This window comes from Microbacterium sp. SMR1 (assembly GCF_003289625.1).
GTDB lineage: Bacteria > Actinomycetota > Actinomycetes > Actinomycetales > Microbacteriaceae > Microbacterium > Microbacterium plantarum.
In genome coordinates, this window is the sequence record NZ_QMBN01000004.1 from 213914 (window position 1) to 232995 (window position 19082).

19 protein-coding genes are annotated in these 19082 nt (G+C 68.8%); 18 read left to right on the plus strand and 1 reads right to left on the minus strand.

Annotation, left to right across the window (positions count from 1 at the left end):
- The first annotated feature begins 3 nt into the window (after nucleotides 1-3).
- Both DO944_RS14025 and DO944_RS14030 read left to right on the plus strand, forming a co-directional pair.
- Nucleotides 4-3876 carry a DNA-directed RNA polymerase subunit beta' gene (locus DO944_RS14025; protein ID WP_112617781.1) on the plus strand — a complete coding sequence of 1291 codons (3873 nt, stop codon included), beginning with the start codon at nucleotides 4-6 and terminating at the stop codon, nucleotides 3874-3876.
- A 95-nt stretch (nucleotides 3877-3971) separates the two neighbouring features.
- Nucleotides 3972-4559, plus strand: a complete 588-nt coding sequence (locus tag DO944_RS14030; protein ID WP_112617782.1) for a hypothetical protein — start codon at nucleotides 3972-3974, stop codon at nucleotides 4557-4559.
- 39 nt (nucleotides 4560-4598) lie between these two features.
- Here DO944_RS14030 and DO944_RS14035 read toward each other — a convergent pair whose 3' ends face one another.
- On the minus strand, nucleotides 4599-5246 hold the full coding sequence (locus DO944_RS14035) for a hypothetical protein (protein WP_112617783.1): 648 nt from the start codon (nucleotides 5244-5246) through the stop codon (nucleotides 4599-4601).
- A gap of 129 nt (nucleotides 5247-5375) precedes the next feature.
- Here DO944_RS14035 and DO944_RS14040 point away from each other — a divergent pair, with 129 nt between their 5' ends.
- The 16 genes from DO944_RS14040 (at nucleotide 5376) to rpsS (ending at nucleotide 19075) form a co-directional block, all read left to right on the plus strand.
- The gene (locus tag DO944_RS14040; protein WP_112617784.1) at nucleotides 5376-6491 is read left to right on the plus strand and encodes an ABC transporter; all 1116 of its coding nucleotides are present in this window, start codon (nucleotides 5376-5378) and stop codon (nucleotides 6489-6491) included.
- Complete coding sequence (locus DO944_RS14045; RefSeq protein ID WP_112617785.1) at nucleotides 6491-6964, plus strand: hypothetical protein; 474 nt, start codon at nucleotides 6491-6493, stop codon at nucleotides 6962-6964. The genes DO944_RS14040 and DO944_RS14045 overlap by 1 nt, the downstream gene beginning before the upstream one ends.
- Before the next feature lie 45 nt (nucleotides 6965-7009).
- The gene (locus DO944_RS14050) at nucleotides 7010-7672 is read left to right on the plus strand and encodes a spermidine/putrescine ABC transporter substrate-binding protein (protein ID WP_112617786.1); all 663 of its coding nucleotides are present in this window, start codon (nucleotides 7010-7012) and stop codon (nucleotides 7670-7672) included.
- 40 nt (nucleotides 7673-7712) lie between these two features.
- Complete coding sequence (locus DO944_RS14055; RefSeq protein WP_112617926.1) at nucleotides 7713-9389, plus strand: DUF5684 domain-containing protein; 1677 nt, start codon at nucleotides 7713-7715, stop codon at nucleotides 9387-9389.
- Nucleotides 9390-9650: 261 nt separating this feature from the next.
- Nucleotides 9651-10019: a 30S ribosomal protein S12 gene (gene rpsL, locus DO944_RS14060; RefSeq protein ID WP_018187369.1), complete on the plus strand. Its 369-nt coding sequence runs from the start codon at nucleotides 9651-9653 to the stop codon at nucleotides 10017-10019.
- A gap of 5 nt (nucleotides 10020-10024) precedes the next feature.
- Nucleotides 10025-10495, plus strand: a complete 471-nt coding sequence (rpsG, locus tag DO944_RS14065; protein WP_023954027.1) for a 30S ribosomal protein S7 — start codon at nucleotides 10025-10027, stop codon at nucleotides 10493-10495.
- Between the two features lie 69 nt (nucleotides 10496-10564).
- Entirely contained in the window at nucleotides 10565-12679 is a 2115-nt protein-coding gene (gene fusA / locus DO944_RS14070) for an elongation factor G (RefSeq protein WP_112617787.1), read from the plus strand.
- Nucleotides 12680-12823: 144 nt separating this feature from the next.
- Nucleotides 12824-14017 carry an elongation factor Tu gene (gene tuf, locus DO944_RS14075; RefSeq protein ID WP_023954029.1) on the plus strand — a complete coding sequence of 398 codons (1194 nt, stop codon included), beginning with the start codon at nucleotides 12824-12826 and terminating at the stop codon, nucleotides 14015-14017.
- A gap of 131 nt (nucleotides 14018-14148) precedes the next feature.
- Nucleotides 14149-14364, plus strand: coding sequence for an Rv0909 family putative TA system antitoxin (locus DO944_RS14080; RefSeq protein ID WP_023954031.1), 216 nt, complete (start codon nucleotides 14149-14151; stop codon nucleotides 14362-14364).
- A 180-nt stretch (nucleotides 14365-14544) separates the two neighbouring features.
- Nucleotides 14545-15501, plus strand: coding sequence for a hypothetical protein (locus tag DO944_RS14085; RefSeq protein WP_112617788.1), 957 nt, complete (start codon nucleotides 14545-14547; stop codon nucleotides 15499-15501).
- 478 nt (nucleotides 15502-15979) lie between these two features.
- Nucleotides 15980-16288: a 30S ribosomal protein S10 gene (gene rpsJ, locus DO944_RS14090; RefSeq protein WP_017201594.1), complete on the plus strand. Its 309-nt coding sequence runs from the start codon at nucleotides 15980-15982 to the stop codon at nucleotides 16286-16288.
- Nucleotides 16289-16296: 8 nt separating this feature from the next.
- Nucleotides 16297-16956, plus strand: coding sequence for a 50S ribosomal protein L3 (gene rplC, locus DO944_RS14095; RefSeq protein ID WP_023954036.1), 660 nt, complete (start codon nucleotides 16297-16299; stop codon nucleotides 16954-16956).
- A 2-nt stretch (nucleotides 16957-16958) separates the two neighbouring features.
- Complete coding sequence (gene rplD / locus DO944_RS14100) at nucleotides 16959-17621, plus strand: 50S ribosomal protein L4 (RefSeq protein WP_023954038.1); 663 nt, start codon at nucleotides 16959-16961, stop codon at nucleotides 17619-17621.
- Entirely contained in the window at nucleotides 17618-17917 is a 300-nt protein-coding gene (gene rplW, locus DO944_RS14105; protein WP_023954040.1) for a 50S ribosomal protein L23, read from the plus strand. Before rplD ends, rplW begins: the two co-directional genes overlap by 4 nt.
- A gap of 24 nt (nucleotides 17918-17941) precedes the next feature.
- Nucleotides 17942-18781 carry a 50S ribosomal protein L2 gene (rplB, locus tag DO944_RS14110; protein WP_023954042.1) on the plus strand — a complete coding sequence of 280 codons (840 nt, stop codon included), beginning with the start codon at nucleotides 17942-17944 and terminating at the stop codon, nucleotides 18779-18781.
- A gap of 12 nt (nucleotides 18782-18793) precedes the next feature.
- The gene (gene rpsS / locus DO944_RS14115; protein ID WP_023954043.1) at nucleotides 18794-19075 is read left to right on the plus strand and encodes a 30S ribosomal protein S19; all 282 of its coding nucleotides are present in this window, start codon (nucleotides 18794-18796) and stop codon (nucleotides 19073-19075) included.
- The last annotated feature ends 7 nt before the right edge of the window (nucleotides 19076-19082 follow it).

A 19082-nucleotide genomic window follows, 5' to 3' on the forward strand; every position in this document is an offset into this window, starting at 1 on the left:
TCAGTGCTCGAGTCACACACCTTCGATCAGCTTCGCATCGGCCTGGCCACTGCTGACGACATCCGTCGTTGGTCCTTCGGCGAGGTCAAGAAGCCCGAAACCATCAACTACCGCACGCTCAAGCCCGAGAAGGACGGCCTCTTCGGCGAGCAGATCTTCGGCCCCTCCCGCGACTGGGAGTGCGCCTGCGGAAAGTACAAGCGCGTCCGCTTCAAGGGCATCGTCTGCGAGCGCTGCGGCGTCGAGGTCACCAAGTCCTCGGTCCGTCGTGAGCGCATGGGCCACATCGAGCTCGCCGCTCCCGTGACCCACATCTGGTACTTCAAGGGCGTGCCCTCGCGCCTCGGGTACCTGCTCGACATGGCGCCGAAGGACCTCGAGAAGGTCATCTACTTCGCCGCGTACATGGTCATCTCGGTCGATGAGGATGCGCGTCACCGCGACCTCCCCACGCACGAGAACAACCTCCGCCTCGAGATCAAGAACCTCGGTGACCGCCGTGACGCCCGCGTGGCGACGCGTCTGGCCAAGCTGGAGGAGGAGCTCGCGACCCTCGAGGCCGACGGCGCCAAGGCCGACCAGAAGAAGAAGGCCAAGGACTCCGCCGAGAAGGACATGGCGACGGTCCGCAAGAACTTCGACGAGCAGATCTCGCGCCTCGAGCGGGTGTGGGAGGAGTTCCGCTCCCTCGAGGTCGGCCAGCTCAAGCAGGAGGACGACGTCTTCCACGAGCTGCAGGACCGCTTCGGCCAGTACTTCGAGGCCTACATGGGCGCCGAGGGCATCCAGCGTCGCCTCGCGGCGTTCGACCTGGCCGCCGAGGCCGACTCGCTGCACCTGCAGATCTCCGAGGGCAAGGGCCAGCGCAAGATCCGTGCGATCAAGCGCCTCAAGGTCGTCAACTCGTTCCTGCAGACCGGCATGTCGCCGGCCTCGATGGTGCTCGACGTCGTCCCGGTGATCCCGCCGGAGCTGCGTCCGATGGTCCAGCTCGACGGTGGCCGCTTCGCGACCTCCGACCTCAACGACCTGTACCGCCGCGTGATCAACCGCAACAACCGTCTGCGTCGTCTGATCGACCTCGGGGCTCCCGAGATCATCGTCAACAACGAGAAGCGGATGCTGCAGGAGGCCGTCGACGCGCTGTTCGACAACGGCCGCCGTGGTCGCCCCGTCACCGGTACCGGCAACCGTGCGCTGAAGTCGCTGTCGGACATGCTCAAGGGCAAGCAGGGACGTTTCCGTCAGAACCTGCTCGGAAAGCGCGTCGACTACTCGGGTCGTTCGGTCATCATCGTCGGACCCCAGCTGAAGCTGCACCAGTGCGGTCTGCCCAAGCAGATGGCCCTCGAGCTCTTCAAGCCGTTCGTCATCAAGCGCCTGATCGACCTCGGTCACTCGCAGAACATCAAGGCGGCCAAGCGTGCCGTCGAGCGCACGCGTCCCGAGGTCTGGGACGTGCTCGAGGAGATCATCCGCGAGCGTCCCGTGCTGCTCAACCGTGCACCCACCCTGCACCGCCTGGGCATCCAGGCCTTCGAGCCCCAGCTCGTCGAGGGCAAGGCGATCCAGCTGCACCCGCTCGTCTGCGCCGCGTTCAACGCGGACTTCGACGGTGACCAGATGGCCGTCCACCTGCCGCTCTCGGTCGAGGCGCAGGCCGAGGCCCGCATCCTGATGCTCGCGTCGAACAACATCCTCAAGCCCTCGGACGGCCGTCCGGTCACCCTGCCCTCGCAGGACATGATCATCGGTCTGCACCACCTGACCACGGTCATCGAGGGTGCCAAGGGCGAGGGCCGCGTGTTCGGCTCGGTCGGCGAGGCGATCCTGGCGAAGGACGAGGGCACCCTCGACCTGCAGGCCAAGGTCCGCATCCGCATCCCGGGTCTCGCGTTCCTCGAGGGCGACGCCCCCGAGGGCTACGAGCGCCACGGTCTGGTCGACGCGTCGCTCGGACAGGCGATCTTCAACGACACCCTGCCCAAGGGCTACCCGTTCGTCCGCGAGCAGGCCGACAAGGGCAAGCTGTCGCAGATCGTCAACAAGCTGGCCGAGGAGTACCCCAAGACCGAGGTCGCGGCATCCCTCGACCGGATCAAGGACGCCGGCTTCCACTGGGCGACCCGCTCGGGCGTCACGGTGGCGCTCAGCGACGTCCTGACGCCGCCGAACAAGGCCGAGATCATCTCGAAGTACGAGAAGCTCGCCTCGAAGGTCCAGGGCCAGTTCGAGAAGGGTCTCGTGACCGACGCCGAGCGTCGTCAGGAGCAGATCAAGATCTGGACCGAGGCGACCGACGAGGTCCAGGCCGCCATGAAGGCGAACTTCCCCGCCGAGAACACCATCAACCGCATGGTCTCGTCGGGTGCCCGTGGTAACTGGCTGCAGATCCGTAACATCGCCGGTATCCGAGGCCTGGTCAACAACACCAAGGGTGAGATCATGCCGCGTCCGATCATCTCCTCGTACCGCGAGGGGCTGTCGGTGGCGGAGTACTTCACCGCGACGCACGGTGCCCGTAAGGGTCTGGCCGACACCGCTCTGCGTACCGCCGACTCGGGTTACCTGACCCGTCGTCTGGTGGACGTCTCGCAGGACGTCATCATCCGCGAGGACGACTGCGGCACGTCGAAGGGCCTCGAGCTCCCGATCGCCGCACCCGGTGCCGACGGCGCCCTCATCAAGGACGCCAACGTCGAGAACTCGGTGTTCGCCCGTACCCTCGCCGCAGACGCCGTCTCGCCCTCGGGTGAGGTGCTGGCCGCGGCCGGTGACGACGTGGGCGACGTGCTGATCAACAAGCTCGTCGAGGGCGGGGTGACCTCCATCAAGGTGCGCTCGGTCCTGACCTGCGACTCGGCCGTGGGTGTCTGCGCGAAGTGCTACGGCCGTTCGCTGGCCACCGGCAAGATCGTCGACATCGGCGAGGCGGTCGGCATCATCGCCGCCCAGTCGATCGGTGAGCCCGGTACCCAGCTGACGATGCGTACCTTCCACACCGGTGGTTCGGCCTCGGCCGACGACATCACGCAGGGTCTGCCCCGCGTGCAGGAGCTCTTCGAGGCCCGTACCCCCAAGGGTGCGTCGCCGATCGCGGAGGCCAGCGGCCGCATCACGATCGACGAGACCGAGAAGGCCAAGAAGGTCATCATCACGCCCGACAACGGCGACGAGCCCTTCGTCTACCCGGTGCTGAAGCGTGCGACGCTCCTCGTCGAGGACGGGCAGCACGTCGAGGTCGGCGACCCGCTGCAGGTGGGCACGCTCGACCCGAAGGACATCATGCGCGTGCAGGGTGCCCGCGAGGTGCAGAAGTACCTCGTCGGCGGCGTGCAGGGCGTCTACCGCTCGCAGGGTGTGCCGATCCACGACAAGCACATCGAGGTCATCGTCCGTCAGATGCTGCGGAAGGTCACCGTGGTCGACCACGCCGACACGACGCTGCTCCCGGGTGAGCTGGTGGACTTCAAGAAGTACCAGCAGATCAACCGCGAGGCCGTGGCCGAGGGCAAGCGTCCCGCGTCGGGCCGCCCCGAGCTGATGGGTATCACGAAGGCGTCGCTCGCGACCGAATCGTGGCTGTCGGCCGCGTCGTTCCAGGAGACCACCCGCGTCCTCACGCAGGCGGCCATGGAGGGCAAGAGCGACCCGCTCGTCGGCCTCAAGGAGAACGTCATCATCGGAAAGCTCATCCCCGCCGGAACGGGCCTTGCGAAGTACCGCAATGTGGCCGTCGAGGCGACGGAGGAGGCGAAGAGCGAGCGGTACCCCAACCGCATCTTCGCGTCGGACGGTGCGTACAGCGACGCCGACCTGAGCTACGTCGACTTCGACAGCTTCTCCACCGACGGCGACTTCACCAGCTACAACTGATCGATCGCTGATCTCGCGAAGGGCCCCGGGCATGTCCCGGGGCCCTTCGTCGTGTCGGTGGGCGAGAGCGCTTCCCGTCGGATTAGCGTGGAGACGTGGCACGCATCGGTGGTCGGAATGTCGTCTTCGCGTGGATCGTCGGGGTCCTCTGCGCGGGCGTCATCGGGGTGCTGGCAGTGCTGACCGTGCCGCTCGTGTCGACGGGCATGGGACTGCTCGGCGGCAGCGGAGCGGGCGCCGGCGGTGAGGCCGCTGCGGCGGACGGCCCGCAGGAATGTCGGGATCTGTACCCCGAGGCGCTCTGGGTGACCCTCCAGTACGCCCCCGGCGCGAAGCTCGAGCAGTCGCAGGACGCCCCCGTGTCGACCGCCGTGGCCCTCGTCGAGGCGCTCGCGCCGGAGGTGCGCTTCACCTGCAGCTGGACCTCCGACGCGGGGTCGATCTCGACCACGGTCGGAGCGGTGGGGACGGATGCCGGTTCGATCGCGGCATCCGCGCTGCCCGCTCAGGGCTTCACGTGCGACGAGCGCGGCGCGCGCACGCTCTGCTCGCGCACCGCCGGCGACCTCGTCGAGACGATCGAGGCAGGGGGCGGGCGCTGGGTGTCGACGTCGCAGTCGGCGTGGCATCCCGAGCAGTACGCCAGCCGGGTCGGAAACGCGGTCTTCACGTCGGGCGACTGACCTCGTTGCGCGCCCGGTCGCCCCGGGTCGTGCGACCCCTCAGGGAGCGGGTGTGGCCGCTCCCGCCGGCCACACCGAGGCGATGATGCCGGTCGTGTACCCCTCGGGGGCGAGGTGCGAGAACTGGGTGTCGATGAGCACGCCGTCGCGGAAGAAGAGCGTCCGTCCGTCGGTGACGGGGTAGCGCGCGTTCTGCCAGGTCTTCTCGCAGCGCACGCCGCCCGCCGGTTCGTAGCAGGTGAACCCGATCTCGGTGAGCTCGTTGAAGAAATCGATCACCGGGTTGCGCTCGGCGTAGGCGATCGTGGTCTCGATCTTCGCGGTATCGGCGGCCGGGTCGGCCCAGACGCAGCGCAGTGACCCGTCCGGAAGCGACCCGCTCTCGCCGAAGGCCGCGTCGTTCAGCGGCACCGACGCGAGCGCGGCGCGTGCGGGGGCGCCCAGGATGCCGGCGCAGTCGCGGGGGAGGACCGTCGTCGAGACGACAGAGCCGGATGCCGTCGGCGGCGGGCCGCCCGCTTCGGCGGAGACCGTCATGGCCGGGGTCGGGCTCGGGGCATCTGCGGACGCGCTCGTATCGGGTGCCGGCCCGGCGGCGGTCCCCGGTTCCGGGGCGCATCCCGCGAGCAATGCGGCCGCGATGAGGAGAGCGGCCGGCGCGAGGCGGGGAAGGGCGCGCGAGGTCATGGCACGACGATACGTCCGCTCGCACGCGCGGGTGCGCAGACACGTCGGCACGCCTGCGCGGCACGCCCGCATCGCCGGGATATCCTCGCCTCTGCGGCGGCACCGGCCACCGCGTGAGGAGCACATCGCATGAGCGACCCCAAGTACGGCGAGCCGGTCGAAGAGCCGAAGCCGGTGGACGACGTCGTGGGCAGCGCCCGGGCCGGGCTCGCCGACGCCGAGGCGTCGCGCGATGCGGTCTCGGCCGACGACTGGGATGCCGCCTACGCCGGTTCCGGAACTCTCCCCGAGCGGTCCGCGAGCGCCGACGCCTCGACCGACCGAGCCGTCGCCGACGGAACGACCTCCGACGCGGATGCCGCTCGGATCGATGCCGCCGCAGCGCGCGACGAGCGCACCGACACCGTCGGCTCGTCGTCGAACGACGCGTGGAACTCGCCGAGCGAGTGGGACACCCCGCGCGACGCCGAGGCGGATGCTGCGGCGACGACTGACCGGGATGCCGCCGCGGGCGGGGCAGCAGGCGCCGCCGCCGCTACGACCGCCGCGGGCGGAGCAGCCGCGAGCGACACCGCCACGCGCGCCTACGGTGCCGATGACACCGACGCCGGCGCCACGCGCACCGTGAGCGCGAGCGAGCCCGTCGCCGAGACGCCGGCGGCTGCGGCCCCGAGCCCGCAGCCGATCTTCGTCCAGGCCCCCGAGGCGCCGACTCCGCGGGGCAACCGTGGAGCGGCCGGTGCCATCGGCCTCCTGGCGGCCATCGCCTTCGCGCTGATCTACCTCGGCGCGGCCCTGGGCATCGACGCCGTACGCGGCGAGGTGACGACGGCCAACATCGGCGATCAGGCCCTCGCCGCCGCCACCTCGTGGTGGTTCTGGGTTCCCGTCGTGGTGTTCTTCCTCGCCTTCTGGATCCTGGGCGCGTTCATCAACCGCGGCCGCTGGGGCCTGTGGGTCCTCCTCGGACTCCTCGTGGGCCTCGCGTCCTACGCGGGGCACATCGCCGGACAGCTCTTCCAGGCGCCGTTCTGGACGATCGCCCCGAGCCAGGCCCTGACCATCGTCGGCGAGCAGGCGTTCGCGCCGCTCGCACTCGTCGCTCTGGTCGCGGGTCGCGAGCTGACGATCTGGTTCGGCGCGTGGGTCGCCGCCCGCGGACGCCGAGTCACCGAGCTCAACGCTGAGGCGCAGCGCGAATACGAGCGCACCCTCGAGGCGGGGCCTCAGCTGCACCGCTACTGATGTCCACCCCCTCCGGCGGAATGCGCCCCGGGCTCGCCACCGCATTCGCGGTCGTGGGCTTCGGGGCGCTCGCCATCTGCGGCCTCGGCATCCTGAGCCTGGTGACCGGCCAGGACGTCGTCGCCGTCCGCGGTCTCGGCCCGATCCCGGGCGCCGTCGGCTTCGGCGCCGCGGTCATCGCGATCGCTGCCACGCTGGCCACCGTGCTGCGGGTGCCGCGCCCCTCGTACGCGATCTCGGTTCCGGTGGGCATCGTCGCGCTGCTGTCGTATCTCGCCGGCCTGGTCGTGGCCGCGCTGCTCGTCGGGGTCGACGCGGCGCGAGCCCTGGCCGCGGCCGGCGGTTTCGCGGTCTCCTGGTTCGGCGTGCTCCTCGTCGCCGCGGCGGCGATCTCGGGCTGGACGGCCGTCGCGCTGGTCCGCACGCGCGCGACTCCGCCACGGTGGGCCTGGGAACGCGACGAGGACGAATGACGCGAAATCCCGGACCGACCGGCTCGGATCGGTCACAATAGGCCCGTGGAGCGGTCGCTCGAGACCCAGGTCAGCCAGGCGGTGGATGCCTGGCTGCGCTGGCTGCCGCGCTGGCAGCCAGCGACGCACCGAGGGCGCATCGCTCCCTGCCGTCGCTGCATCGGTTCGCCGGTGCTGTCGGCGGTGGGTCTCGGGTCGGACGTCCCGCACGGCGTGCAGCACGGACTCTCCACACGCATGAAGGCGATCGTGGATGCCGCCGTCGCTGAGTACACCTCGCGCAACCTGCCGATGCTGCAGGCCGAGCTCGACCAGCAGGCCGCACGCAACCGCGCGCGTACGTACCGGCCCTCCGAAGGGCTCGAGCCCGAGTTCGACGGCCTGCCGCTCGATCCGGAACCGGTGGCCGGGGCGCCGTTCCTCTTCACCATCTCCGGCCTCGCGCAGGAGTCCGACGACGCCGTGCCCGAACTGCCGCCGCTCAGCAGCGAGGCGAAAGCCGCCCTGCGGCAGGAGGTCGGTCTCGCCGACGACTACGCCAACATGATCGGGCGCGAGGTCTGCGCGGTGCTGCTGCACCACCGGCTGCGCGTGCAGGCCGCCGTCGCGCAGCATGTCGAGCCCCAGATCGAGGCGATGCTCGCCGAGCTCACGCGGTCGCTCGATGCGCCCTTCGAGCCCGGCGCGGAGCGCGGCGGTGAACCGTGACGGCGGTGACGCGGCGTCGCGGGCCCTATCGTGGGATGCGATGACCACCTCCGGCAACGAATCGCTCCTCATCCTGCTCGTCGTCCTCTCGACGGTGCTGGGTGCGGTCCTCTATGTCTGGACGGCGCTGGCGCTGGCCGGGCTCTTCCGCAAGACCGACGAGGAGCCGTGGCAGGGGTGGGTGCCGCTGCTGAACATCGCGGTCGTGCTGCGCATCGGCGGCTTCAGCCCGTGGCTCGTCCTCATCGGCCTCGTCCCGGTGCTCGGGCCGCTCGCGGTGTACGTGCTGCTGGTGATGGCGGCGCACCGCATCGGCCGCGGCTTCGGCGCCGGTCCCGGCATGACGGTGCTCGCCGCACTGCTCTTCGTCGTGTGGGCCAGCATCCTCGGTCTCGGTCCCGCCCGCTGGCGGGGCGAGCAGGCCGCCGAGGTCACGGCGCCGCCGTGGGTCTTCACCCCGCCGCTGTCCGAGTCGGATCCGGAGCGCGACGCGCAGTTCCGCCCGGCCCGCTCTCCCGAGCCGGCGGCGCCGCCGACGCTGGCGAGCCCGACCCTGTCGGCACGTCACTTCAGCCCCGAGCCGCACGCCGCCAGCGGTGAGGCCGACGCGGCCGCCGTACCCGAGCGCGAAGAGGCGCCGACCGACCTGCAGCCGTCGCCGTGGGCGCCGCCGTCGCCGTTCGCCCCCGCCGCGACCACCCCAGCCTCGTCCACCCCCGACGTTTCCGCGCCGGCACCCGATCGCAGCCGGTCGGCGACCGAGCCGGCCGTCGAGCCGGCCGCTCCGGACGTTCACCCGGTCGAGCCGGAACCCGTGGCCGCCGAGCCCGCCGCGGCATCCTCTCCTGAGCAGCAGCCCGACGACGCCCCGGCGCAGCCCGAGGCCCGGCCCGCGTTCTCGGAGCCGGCCCCGAGAGAGGCGCGCGAGCCGATCCTGCGCGAACCCGCCCCGCAGGTCGAGACGCGGCCCGATGAGGATGCCGCCATCCGCGACGCGGACGCCGACGAAGACGGATCCGACGACGCGCGCTGGCCGTCCGAGATCGACGACGTCTCGGCGATCTCGCCGTCGCCGTTCCCGTCGCGGGCGGCATCCGATCGTCCCGGTGTGGTCCCGTCGTTCGCCGACCCCGACTCCGCGTCCGGCTTCGGGGCGGGTCGCCGCACCTGGGATGCCGTCTCGGCGACGCCGATCGCCCGCCGCGCCTTCGCGCGCACGCCCGACGAGTTCCCGGAGCTGTCCGACGAGGTCTCCGCGGTCGCGAGCGCTCCGGCGGCGGGGGCTCCGCGGACGGCCGAAGCGGCGGTCCCCGCCCAGCTGCGCCGCGCCGAGGTCTCCGACGACGGCGACGTCGACCACACCGTCGTCGTCGCTCGGCGCCGGGTGTACTGGCAGTTGGTGCTGCCCGACGGGGAGATCGCACCGCTCACCGGTGACGTCGCGATCGTCGGGCGTCAGCCCGCGCCGGACCCCGCCTACCCGCGTGCCCAGCTCGTGGCCATCGAGGACCGCACGCGCACCGTCTCCAAGACGCACGCCCGTCTCGAACTGCGCTCGGGGCTGTGGCACATCACCGACCTGCACTCGACGAACGGCGTCGTGCTGACGAACTTCCTCGGGACCGAGATCGAGCTCGAGCCCGGATCGGACGCGCCGGCGGGCGAGCGCTTCCTCCTCGGCGACGCCGAACTGCGCATCGAGCGGCCCGGAGCCTGACGCCGATACCACCGGCTCGCATCGGCGTTTGCCCGCCTCGCCGGAGAGGCGTATCATTGATCGGGTGTGCGCTCGTGCGCGCCCTGCGTCGTGCCTCGGTCCGATGATCAGGTCGAAGCGGAGCACGCGAATCGGGATCGTTCTGCGAACAGGACGCCCCCACGGCATATCCACCCTTCGAAAACGCAGCATTCGTGACGCGCCGGTGGATCTGTGGTGAAACCACGACGCTGTCACCGTGCAGCACTACAAGGAGAGAACGTGCCAACCATTCAGCAGTTGGTTCGCAAGGGTCGCTCGCCGAAGGTCACCAAGACCAAGGCGCCCGCTCTGAAGGCGAACCCCCAGCAGGCGGGTGTCTGCACCCGCGTGTACACGACCACGCCCAAGAAGCCGAACTCGGCCATGCGCAAGGTCGCTCGTGTCAAGCTCCGCAACGGCACCGAGGTCACCGCCTACATCCCCGGCGAGGGCCACAACCTGCAGGAGCACTCGCTCGTGCTCGTCCGCGGCGGTCGTGTGAAGGACCTCCCCGGTGTCCGCTACAAGATCGTCCGCGGTGCGCTCGACACCCAGGCCGTCAAGAACCGTAAGCAGGCTCGCAGCCGCTACGGCGCGAAGAAGGGTTGAGTTAGATGCCTCGTAAGGGACCCGCACCCCGCCGCGTCGTCGTCAACGACCCGGTCTACGGTGCGCCGATCGTCACGCAGCTCGTCAACAAGATCCTCGTCGACGGCAAGAAGTCGATCGCCGAGTCGATCGTCTACACCGCCCTCAAGGGTGTCGAGGCCAAGAACGGCCAGGACGCCGTCGCGACGCTGAAGAAGGCGCTCGACAACGTCCGTCCGACCCTCGAGGTCAAGAGCCGCCGCGTCGGTGGCTCGACCTACCAGGTGCCCGTCGAGGTCAAGCCGCACCGCGCGAACACGCTCGCGCTGCGCTGGCTCGTCTCGTACGCCAAGGGCCGTCGTGAGAAGACGATGACCGAGCGCCTGCAGAACGAGATCCTCGACGCCTCGAACGGCCTCGGTGCCGCGGTCAAGCGCCGCGAAGACACCCACAAGATGGCCGAGTCGAACCGCGCCTTCGCGCACTACCGCTGGTAAACAGCTTCTCGGCGCCGGCCGGGGGAACCTCTCCGGCCGGCGCTCCCGACCAAACGTAAGGAACAGCCCGTGGCACAAGAAGTGCTCACCGACCTCAACAAGGTCCGCAATATCGGCATCATGGCGCACATCGATGCCGGCAAGACGACGACGACCGAGCGCATCCTGTTCTACACGGGCGTCAACCACAAGCTCGGCGAGACGCACGACGGCGCCTCGACCACCGACTGGATGGAGCAGGAGAAGGAGCGCGGCATCACGATCACGTCTGCCGCCGTGACCTGCTTCTGGAACAAGAACCAGATCAACATCATCGACACCCCCGGTCACGTCGACTTCACGGTCGAGGTCGAGCGTTCGCTGCGCGTCCTCGACGGTGCGGTGGCGGTCTTCGACGGCAAGGAGGGCGTCGAGCCCCAGTCCGAGACCGTCTGGCGTCAGGCCGACAAGTACGACGTCCCGCGCATCTGCTTCGTCAACAAGATGGACAAGCTGGGCGCCGACTTCTACTTCACCGTCGACACCATCGTCAGCCGCCTGGGCGCCAAGCCGCTCGTGCTGCAGCTCCCGATCGGCGCCGAGAACGACTTCGTGGGCGTCATCGACCTCGTCGAGATGCGCGCGCTGGTCTGGCCCGGCGACGCCAAGGGTGACGTGACCATGGGCGCGAAGTACGAGATCCAGGAGATCCCGGCCGACCTCGCCGACAAGGCCGCCGAGTACCGTCAGCGCCTCCTCGAGACCGTCGCCGAGTCCGACGACGCGCTGCTCGAGAAGTTCTTCGGTGGCGAGGAGCTCAGCGTCGCCGAGATCAAGGGCGCCATCCGCAAGCTCACCGTCGCCGGCGAGCTGTACCCGGTGCTCTGCGGCTCCGCGTTCAAGAACCGCGGTGTGCAGCCCATGCTCGACGCGGTCGTCGACTTCCTCCCGTCGCCCCTCGACGTGCCCGCCATCGAGGCGCACGACCCGAAGGACGAAGAGAAGATCATCGAGCGTCACCCCGACGCCAACGACCCGTTCGCCGCGCTGGCGTTCAAGGTCGCGGTGCACCCGTTCTTCGGTCGACTCACCTACGTCCGCGTCTACTCGGGTCACCTCGACTCCGGCGCGCAGGTCATCAACTCGACCAAGGGCAAGAAGGAGCGCATCGGGAAGATCTTCCAGATGCACGCCAACAAGGAGAACCCGGTCGACTCGCTCACCGCGGGCAACATCTACGCCGTCATCGGCCTGAAGGACACCACCACCGGTGACACCCTCGCCGACCCGGCCGAGCCCGTCGTCCTCGAGTCGATGACGTTCCCCGAGCCCGTCATCGAGGTCGCGATCGAGCCGAAGACCAAGGCCGACCAGGAGAAGCTGGGTGTCGCCATCCAGAAGCTCGCCGAAGAGGACCCGACGTTCCGCACCGAGCTCAACCCCGAGACGGGTCAGACCGTCATCAAGGGCATGGGCGAGCTGCACCTCGACATCCTCGTCGACCGCATGAAGCGCGAGTTCCGCGTCGAGGCGAACGTCGGCAAGCCGCAGGTCGCGTACCGCGAGACGATCAAGAAGGCCGTCGAGCGTCACGACTACACCCACAAGAAGCAGACCGGTGGTTCGGGTCAGTTCGCGAAGATCCAGTTCGCGATCGAGCCGCTCGAGGTCACGGCCGACAAGACGTACGAGTTCGAGAACAAGGTCACCGGTGGCCGCATCCCGCGCGAGTACATCGAGCCGACCAACCAGGGCTTCCAGGACGCGATGAACGTCGGCGTGCTCGCCGGCTACCCCATCGTGGGTGTCAAGGCGATCCTCATCGACGGCGCGTCGCACGACGTCGACTCGTCCGAGATGGCGTTCAAGATCGCCGGCTCGATGGGCTTCAAGGAGGCGCTGCGCAAGGCCAACCCGGTCATCCTCGAGCCCCTGATGGCTGTCGAGGTGCGTACGCCCGAGGAGTACATGGGCGACGTCATCGGCGACCTGAACTCGCGTCGTGGCCAGATCCAGTCGATGGAGGACGGCTCGGGCATCAAGATCGTCCGCGCTCTCGTCCCCCTGTCGGAGATGTTCGGCTACATCGGCGACCTGCGCTCGAAGACTTCGGGCCGCGCGGTCTACTCGATGGAGTTCGACAGCTACTCCGAGGTCCCGCGCGCGGTGGCCGACGAGATCGTCCAGAAGAACAAGGGCGAGTAAGCCCTCGGGATGCCGGGGGCCCAGGCTCCCGGCATCCACTCAAACTGAATATCGACCTCTCTACTAGAGTGAAAACATCCCCGTAGAGAACCGGTCGCAATCCAGCGCCCGGAGATCTACAACGACAGTCCTGAGGAGGACCCAGTGGCTAAGGCCAAGTTCGAGCGGACCAAGCCGCACGTCAACATCGGAACCATCGGTCACGTCGACCACGGCAAGACGACGCTCACCGCGGCGATCTCGAAGGTGCTCGCCGACAAGTACCCGTCGGCCACCAACGTGCAGCGTGACTTCGCGTCCATCGACTCGGCGCCCGAAGAGCGTCAGCGTGGTATCACGATCAACATCTCGCACGTCGAGTACGAGACCCCCAAGCGTCACTACGCTCACGTCGACGCCCCGGGTCACGCTGACTACATCAAGAACATGATCACCGGTGCCGCTCAGATGGACGGCGCGATCCTCGTGGTCGCCGCCACCGACGGCCCGATGGCTCAGACCCGCGAGCACGTCCTGCTCGCCAAGCAGGTCGGCGTTCCCTACCTGCTGGTCGCGCTCAACAAGTCGGACATGGTCGACGACGAGGAGATCCTGGAGCTCGTCGAGCTCGAGGTTCGCGAGCTCCTGTCGTCGCAGGACTTCGACGGCGACAACGCTCCTGTCGTCCGCGTCTCGGGCCTGAAGGCTCTCGAGGGCGACGAGAAGTGGGTCAACGCGATCGTCGAGCTCATGGACGCCGTCGACGAGTCGATCCCCGACCCGGTGCGTGACAAGGACAAGCCGTTCCTCATGCCCGTCGAGGACGTCTTCACGATCACCGGTCGTGGAACCGTCGTCACGGGCCGCGCCGAGCGCGGCACCCTCGCCATCAACTCCGAGGTCGAGATCGTCGGCATCCGCCCGACGCAGAAGACCACGGTCACCGGTATCGAGATGTTCCACAAGCAGCTCGACGAGGCCTGGGCCGGCGAGAACTGTGGTCTGCTCCTCCGCGGCACCAAGCGTGACGACGTCGAGCGTGGCCAGGTCGTCGTGAAGCCGGGTTCGGTTACCCCGCACACCAACTTCGAGGGCACTGCCTACATCCTCTCGAAGGAGGAGGGTGGCCGTCACAACCCCTTCTACACGAACTACCGCCCGCAGTTCTACTTCCGCACCACGGACGTCACCGGCGTCATCTCGCTGCCCGAGGGCACCGAGATGGTCATGCCCGGTGACACCACCGACATGTCGGTCGAGCTCATCCAGCCGATCGCCATGGAAGAGGGCCTCGGCTTCGCGATCCGTGAGGGTGGCCGCACCGTCGGCGCCGGCACGGTGACCAAGATCATCAAGTAAGTCTCGCGACTTCCTTCGCGGAACCCCTCGGACCTTCGGGTCCGGGGGGTTTCGTCGTTTCCGCAAGCTGTTGACGTGGTGTGCCGGCACGCGCTGTCATAGCGGGATAGCGACCCGACGAAAGGACGATCATGGGCGTCGACGACATCATCAACAAGGGCAAGCAGATGTTCGAGCAGAATCGCGACAAGATCGAGGAAGCACTCAAGAGCGAGAAGGCCGAGGAGGTCAGCGACAAGTTCCTCCAGGGTGCGGCGGATGCCGTGAAGAAGGTCGTCCCGGAGCAGCACCATGGCAAGGTCGACGAGGTCCGCGAGAACGTCGACAAGAACATCGGCAACCAGTAGGCCGAGCGCCGAGAACGCACCGCCTCCGCGAGAGCGCACCGTGAATGGTGCGTGGTCGTGGTGTCGGTGCGTTCTCGCGTTCGGGGCGGTGGTTTCTCCCCAGGACGGGCGGGGGCGGGAGCGTGCACGGGGAGCAGGGGGGCGCGGATGCGGGGGCGGCGCGGGCGGCATCGTGGGGGAGTGACCGAATGCGATGACCTCATCCTCCGGCGCGATGCGCGCCGTCGCGGCGAGACGTCCACGCTCGAACGGGCCGTCGGTGACGGAGAGCTCGTGCGCGTCCGGCGGGGCGTCTACGTCGCGGCGGCGCGCTGGGCGGCCGCGCGACCGGAGGAGCGGATGCGGCTGCGCGCGCACGCCCTCGCCGCTGTCGCGACCCGCGAGCCGGTCTTCTCGCACACGACGGCCGCCGCGCTGCACGGACTGCCGGTCCACCGAGGCGACGACTCCCGGGTGCATACGCTCGAGCTCGGTCCGGCGCCCGCGCCGAGTCGCAGCGACGTCGTGCGCCACCGGCACGAGGTCGCGGACGCCGACGTCTCGCGCATCGGTGCGTTGCAGGCGACGAACCTCGCGCGCACGCTGTTCGACTTGCTCTGCGCCGAGAAGGCCGAGACCGCGACGGCAGCGATGGACGCGGCGCTGCGAGCGGCGGCGTGGCGCGGCAACGGCGCCTACGACCCCGCCGCCGCCGCAGCGCTCGTCGCCGATGTGACTGCTCGCATCGAGCAGGCGCCCGGTGCCCGCGGCATCCGCAGTGCGCGGTTCGTCGCCTCGATCGCCGACGGGCGGGCACAGCTGCCGGGCGAGAGCATCAGCCGGCTGTGGATGCTGCAGCTGGGCGCTGCGGAACCGGCGCTCCAGCAGCCCGTCGCGATCGGCGATGGGCAGTGGGCGTTCCTCGACTTCGCGTGGCCTCGGCTGCGGAGGTTCGGCGAGTTCGACGGCGACGGCAAGTACCTCGACCCGGCGTTGACGGCCGGACGCTCGCCCCGCGACGTGTTGCGCGCCCAGCGCGAGCGCGAGAGCCGCGTCGTCGCGGCGACCGGCTGGACCCCGGTGCGCTGGGGCTGGGAGCGCCTGGCATCCCGCCCGACGTTCGCCGCGTTCCTCCGCGCCCACGGTCTCCTGCGTTGAGCGCGATCCGTCGCTCCGAGGACGCACCGTCGCCGCGAGGGTGCACCATAGAAGGTGCGTGTTCGCGGGGAGAGTGCGTGCTCGGCGGCCCGCCGCCACGGTGCGGGACGCGACGCGGATATCGCGACACGCCCGGGTTTGCGACACGCCCGGGCGGCACGTAGACTATTCAGGTTCCACATTCCGACGGGTGCCCAGCATCCCGGATCACTGTCACGACAGTGCATAGGCGGCGCGAAGCGCAGAGTCCTAGGCCGCGGGCAGATGAACATCGAACCCCACACCGACCTGGAGACAGGATGCGCGCGTGCGCGCACGGTGCGGAACCGCAGGGAGACCCGCGGGTTTGACATCAGAACAGTGGTGCAGCATCACCGCCCCGGCGGTGAGAAGTGCCCGGCGCAGACCGCGCCACCGGGCGTCCAATGCGCTCGCGACCAGCGAGACGTAAGACGCGATAAAGAGAGTGAGCAGACAAATGGCGGGACAGAAGATCCGCATTCGCCTGAAGTCGTACGACCACGAGGTCATCGACACCTCGGCACGCAAGATCGTCGACACCGTGACCCGTGCGGGCGCGACTGTCGTCGGACCCGTGCCGCTGCCGACCGAGAAGAACGTCGTGTGCGTCATCCGGTCGCCCCACAAGTACAAGGACAGCCGCGAGCACTTCGAGATGCGCACCCACAAGCGTCTGATCGACATCGTCGACCCGACGCCCAAGGCTGTCGACTCGCTCATGCGACTCGACCTCCCGGCCGACGTCAACATCGAGATCAAGCTCTGAGGTTCGACATGGCTGACATCAACTCCAAGGTTTCCAAGGGCCTCCTCGGCACCAAGCTCGGCATGACCCAGGTCTGGAACGAGCAGGGCAAGCTCGTCCCCGTCACGGTCATCGAGATCGCGCCGAACGTGGTCACCCAGGTCCGTACGCCCGAGAAGGACGGCTACTCGGCCGTCCAGATCGCTGCCGGCCAGATCGACCCCCGCAAGGTCAACAAGCCCCTCACGGCCCACTTCGAGGCCGCCGGCGTGACCCCCCGTCGCCACCTCACCGAGGTGCGCACGGCGGATGCCGCTGACTACTCACTCGGTCAGGAGCTCACCGCCGGTGACACGTTCGAGGCCGGCCAGCTGGTCGACGTCGTCGGCACCAGCAAGGGCAAGGGCACCGCGGGTGTCATGAAGCGCCACAACTTCAAGGGCGTCTCGGCCTCGCACGGTGCGCACCGCAACCACCGCAAGCCCGGTTCCATCGGTGCCTCGTCGACGCCCAGCCGCGTCTTCAAGGGCATGCGCATGGCCGGCCGCATGGGTGGCGAGCGCGTGACCGTCCTCAACCTCACGGTGCACGCCGTCGACGCCGAGAAGGGTCTGCTGCTCGTCAAGGGCGCCGTCCCCGGTGCACGCGGCCGCATCGTCTACGTCCGCAACGCTGTGAAGGGTGCCTGATCATGGCTGACTCGACTCTCGCGCTCGACGTCCGGAGCGCCTCCGGCAAGAAGGCCGGCTCCGTGGAGCTGCCTGCCGCGCTCTTCGACGTCAAGACCAACGTTCCCCTCATCCACCAGGTCGTCGTCGCGCAGCTCGCGGCGGCTCGCCAGGGCACCCACTCGACCAAGCGTCGCGGTGAGGTCTCGGGCGCCGGCCGCAAGCCCTTCAAGCAGAAGGGCACGGGTAACGCCCGTCAGGGCTCGATCCGCGCGCCGCACATGACCGGTGGTGGCATCGTGCACGGCCCCAAGCCGCGCAACTACTCGCAGCGCACCCCCAAGAAGATGGTCGCCGCCGCGCTCCTCGGAGCGCTCAGCGACCGTGCTCGCGGCCAGCGTCTGCACATCGTCGACTCGTTCGGTGTCGAGGGCACGCCCTCGACCAAGGCTGCTGCGGCGGTTCTGACCGGCCTCGGCGCCACGAAGAACGTCCTCGTGGTCATCGAGCGCGGTGACGAGATCACCGTCAAGAGCGTGCGCAACCTCGCGTACGTCCACGTGCTGACGTTCGACCAGCTCAACGCCTACGACGTGCTCGTCTCGGACGACCTCGTCTTCACCAAGGCCGCCTACGACGCGTTCGTCGCGTCCAAGGCCGGCGCCACCGAGGAGGTCTCGGCATGACCGCCGTCAACAAGGACCCGCGCGACATCATCCTGAAGCCGGTCGTCTCCGAGAAGAGCTACGGGCTCATCGACGAGGGCAAGTACACGTTCCTCGTGGACCCCCGTGCGTCGAAGACCGAGATCAAGCTCGCGATCGAGAAGATCTTCGGCGTCAAGGTCGCAGCGGTCAACACGCTCAACCGCGCGGGCAAGTCCCGTCGCACCCGCTTCGGCACCGGCAAGCGCAAGGACACCAAGCGCGCCATCGTCACCCTGAAGTCGGGCACCATCGACATCTTCACGGCAGTCGGCTGACGGTCGGGATAGAGGACAACGAACATGGCTATTCGCAAGTACAAGCCCACGACCCCGGGTCGCCGCGGTTCGTCGGTGGCCGACTTCGCCGAGATCACCCGATCGACGCCCGAGAAGTCGCTCCTCCGCCCGATCGCCAAGACCGGTGGCCGTAACAACCAGGGCCGCATCACGACGCGTCACATCGGTGGTGGCCACAAGCGCCAGTACCGCGTGATCGACTTCCGTCGCAACGACAAGGACGGCGTCAACGCCAAGGTCGCTCACATCGAGTACGACCCCAACCGCACCGCGCGCATCGCGCTGCTGCACTACTTCGACGGCGAGAAGCGCTACATCATCGCCCCGAACAAGCTCCAGCAGGGCGACATCGTCGAGTCGGGTGCCGGCGCCGACATCAAGCCCGGCAACAACCTGCCGCTGCGCAACATCCCGACCGGTACGGTCATCCACGCCATCGAGCTCCGTCCCGGCGGCGGCGCGAAGATGGCTCGCTCGGCCGGCGCCAGCGTGCGTCTGGTCGCGAAGGACGGCCCCTACGCTCAGCTGCGTCTGCCCTCGGGCGAGATCCGCAACGTCGATGCGCGCTGCCGCGCGACCATCGGCGAGGTCGGCAACGCCGAGCAGTCGAACATCAACTGGGGCAAGGCCGGCCGCAAGCGCTGGAAGGGCGTTCGCCCGACGGTTCGTGGTGTCGCCATGAACCCGGTCGACCACCCGCACGGTGGTGGTGAGGGCAAGACGTCCGGTGGACGTCACCCCGTCACTCCCTGGGGCCAGGCTGAGGGTCGCACCCGCCACCCCAACAAGGAGAGCGACAAGTACATCGTCCGCCGTCGCAACGCCGGCAAGAAGCGCAAGTAGGAGTAGAGGAAGATGCCTCGCAGCCTGAAGAAGGGCCCCTTCGTCGACGAGCACCTGCTTCGCAAGGTGGTCGCGCAGAACGAAGCCGGCTCCAAGAACGTCATCAAGACCTGGTCGCGCCGTTCGATGATCATCCCGGCCATGCTCGGCCACACGATCGCCGTTCACGACGGACGCAAGCACATCCCCGTGTTCGTGTCCGAGACCATGGTCGGCCACAAGCTGGGCGAATTCGCGCCCACCCGCACCTTCCGCGGCCACGTGAAGGACGACAAGAAGGGCCGCCGCCGCTGACGCGGGG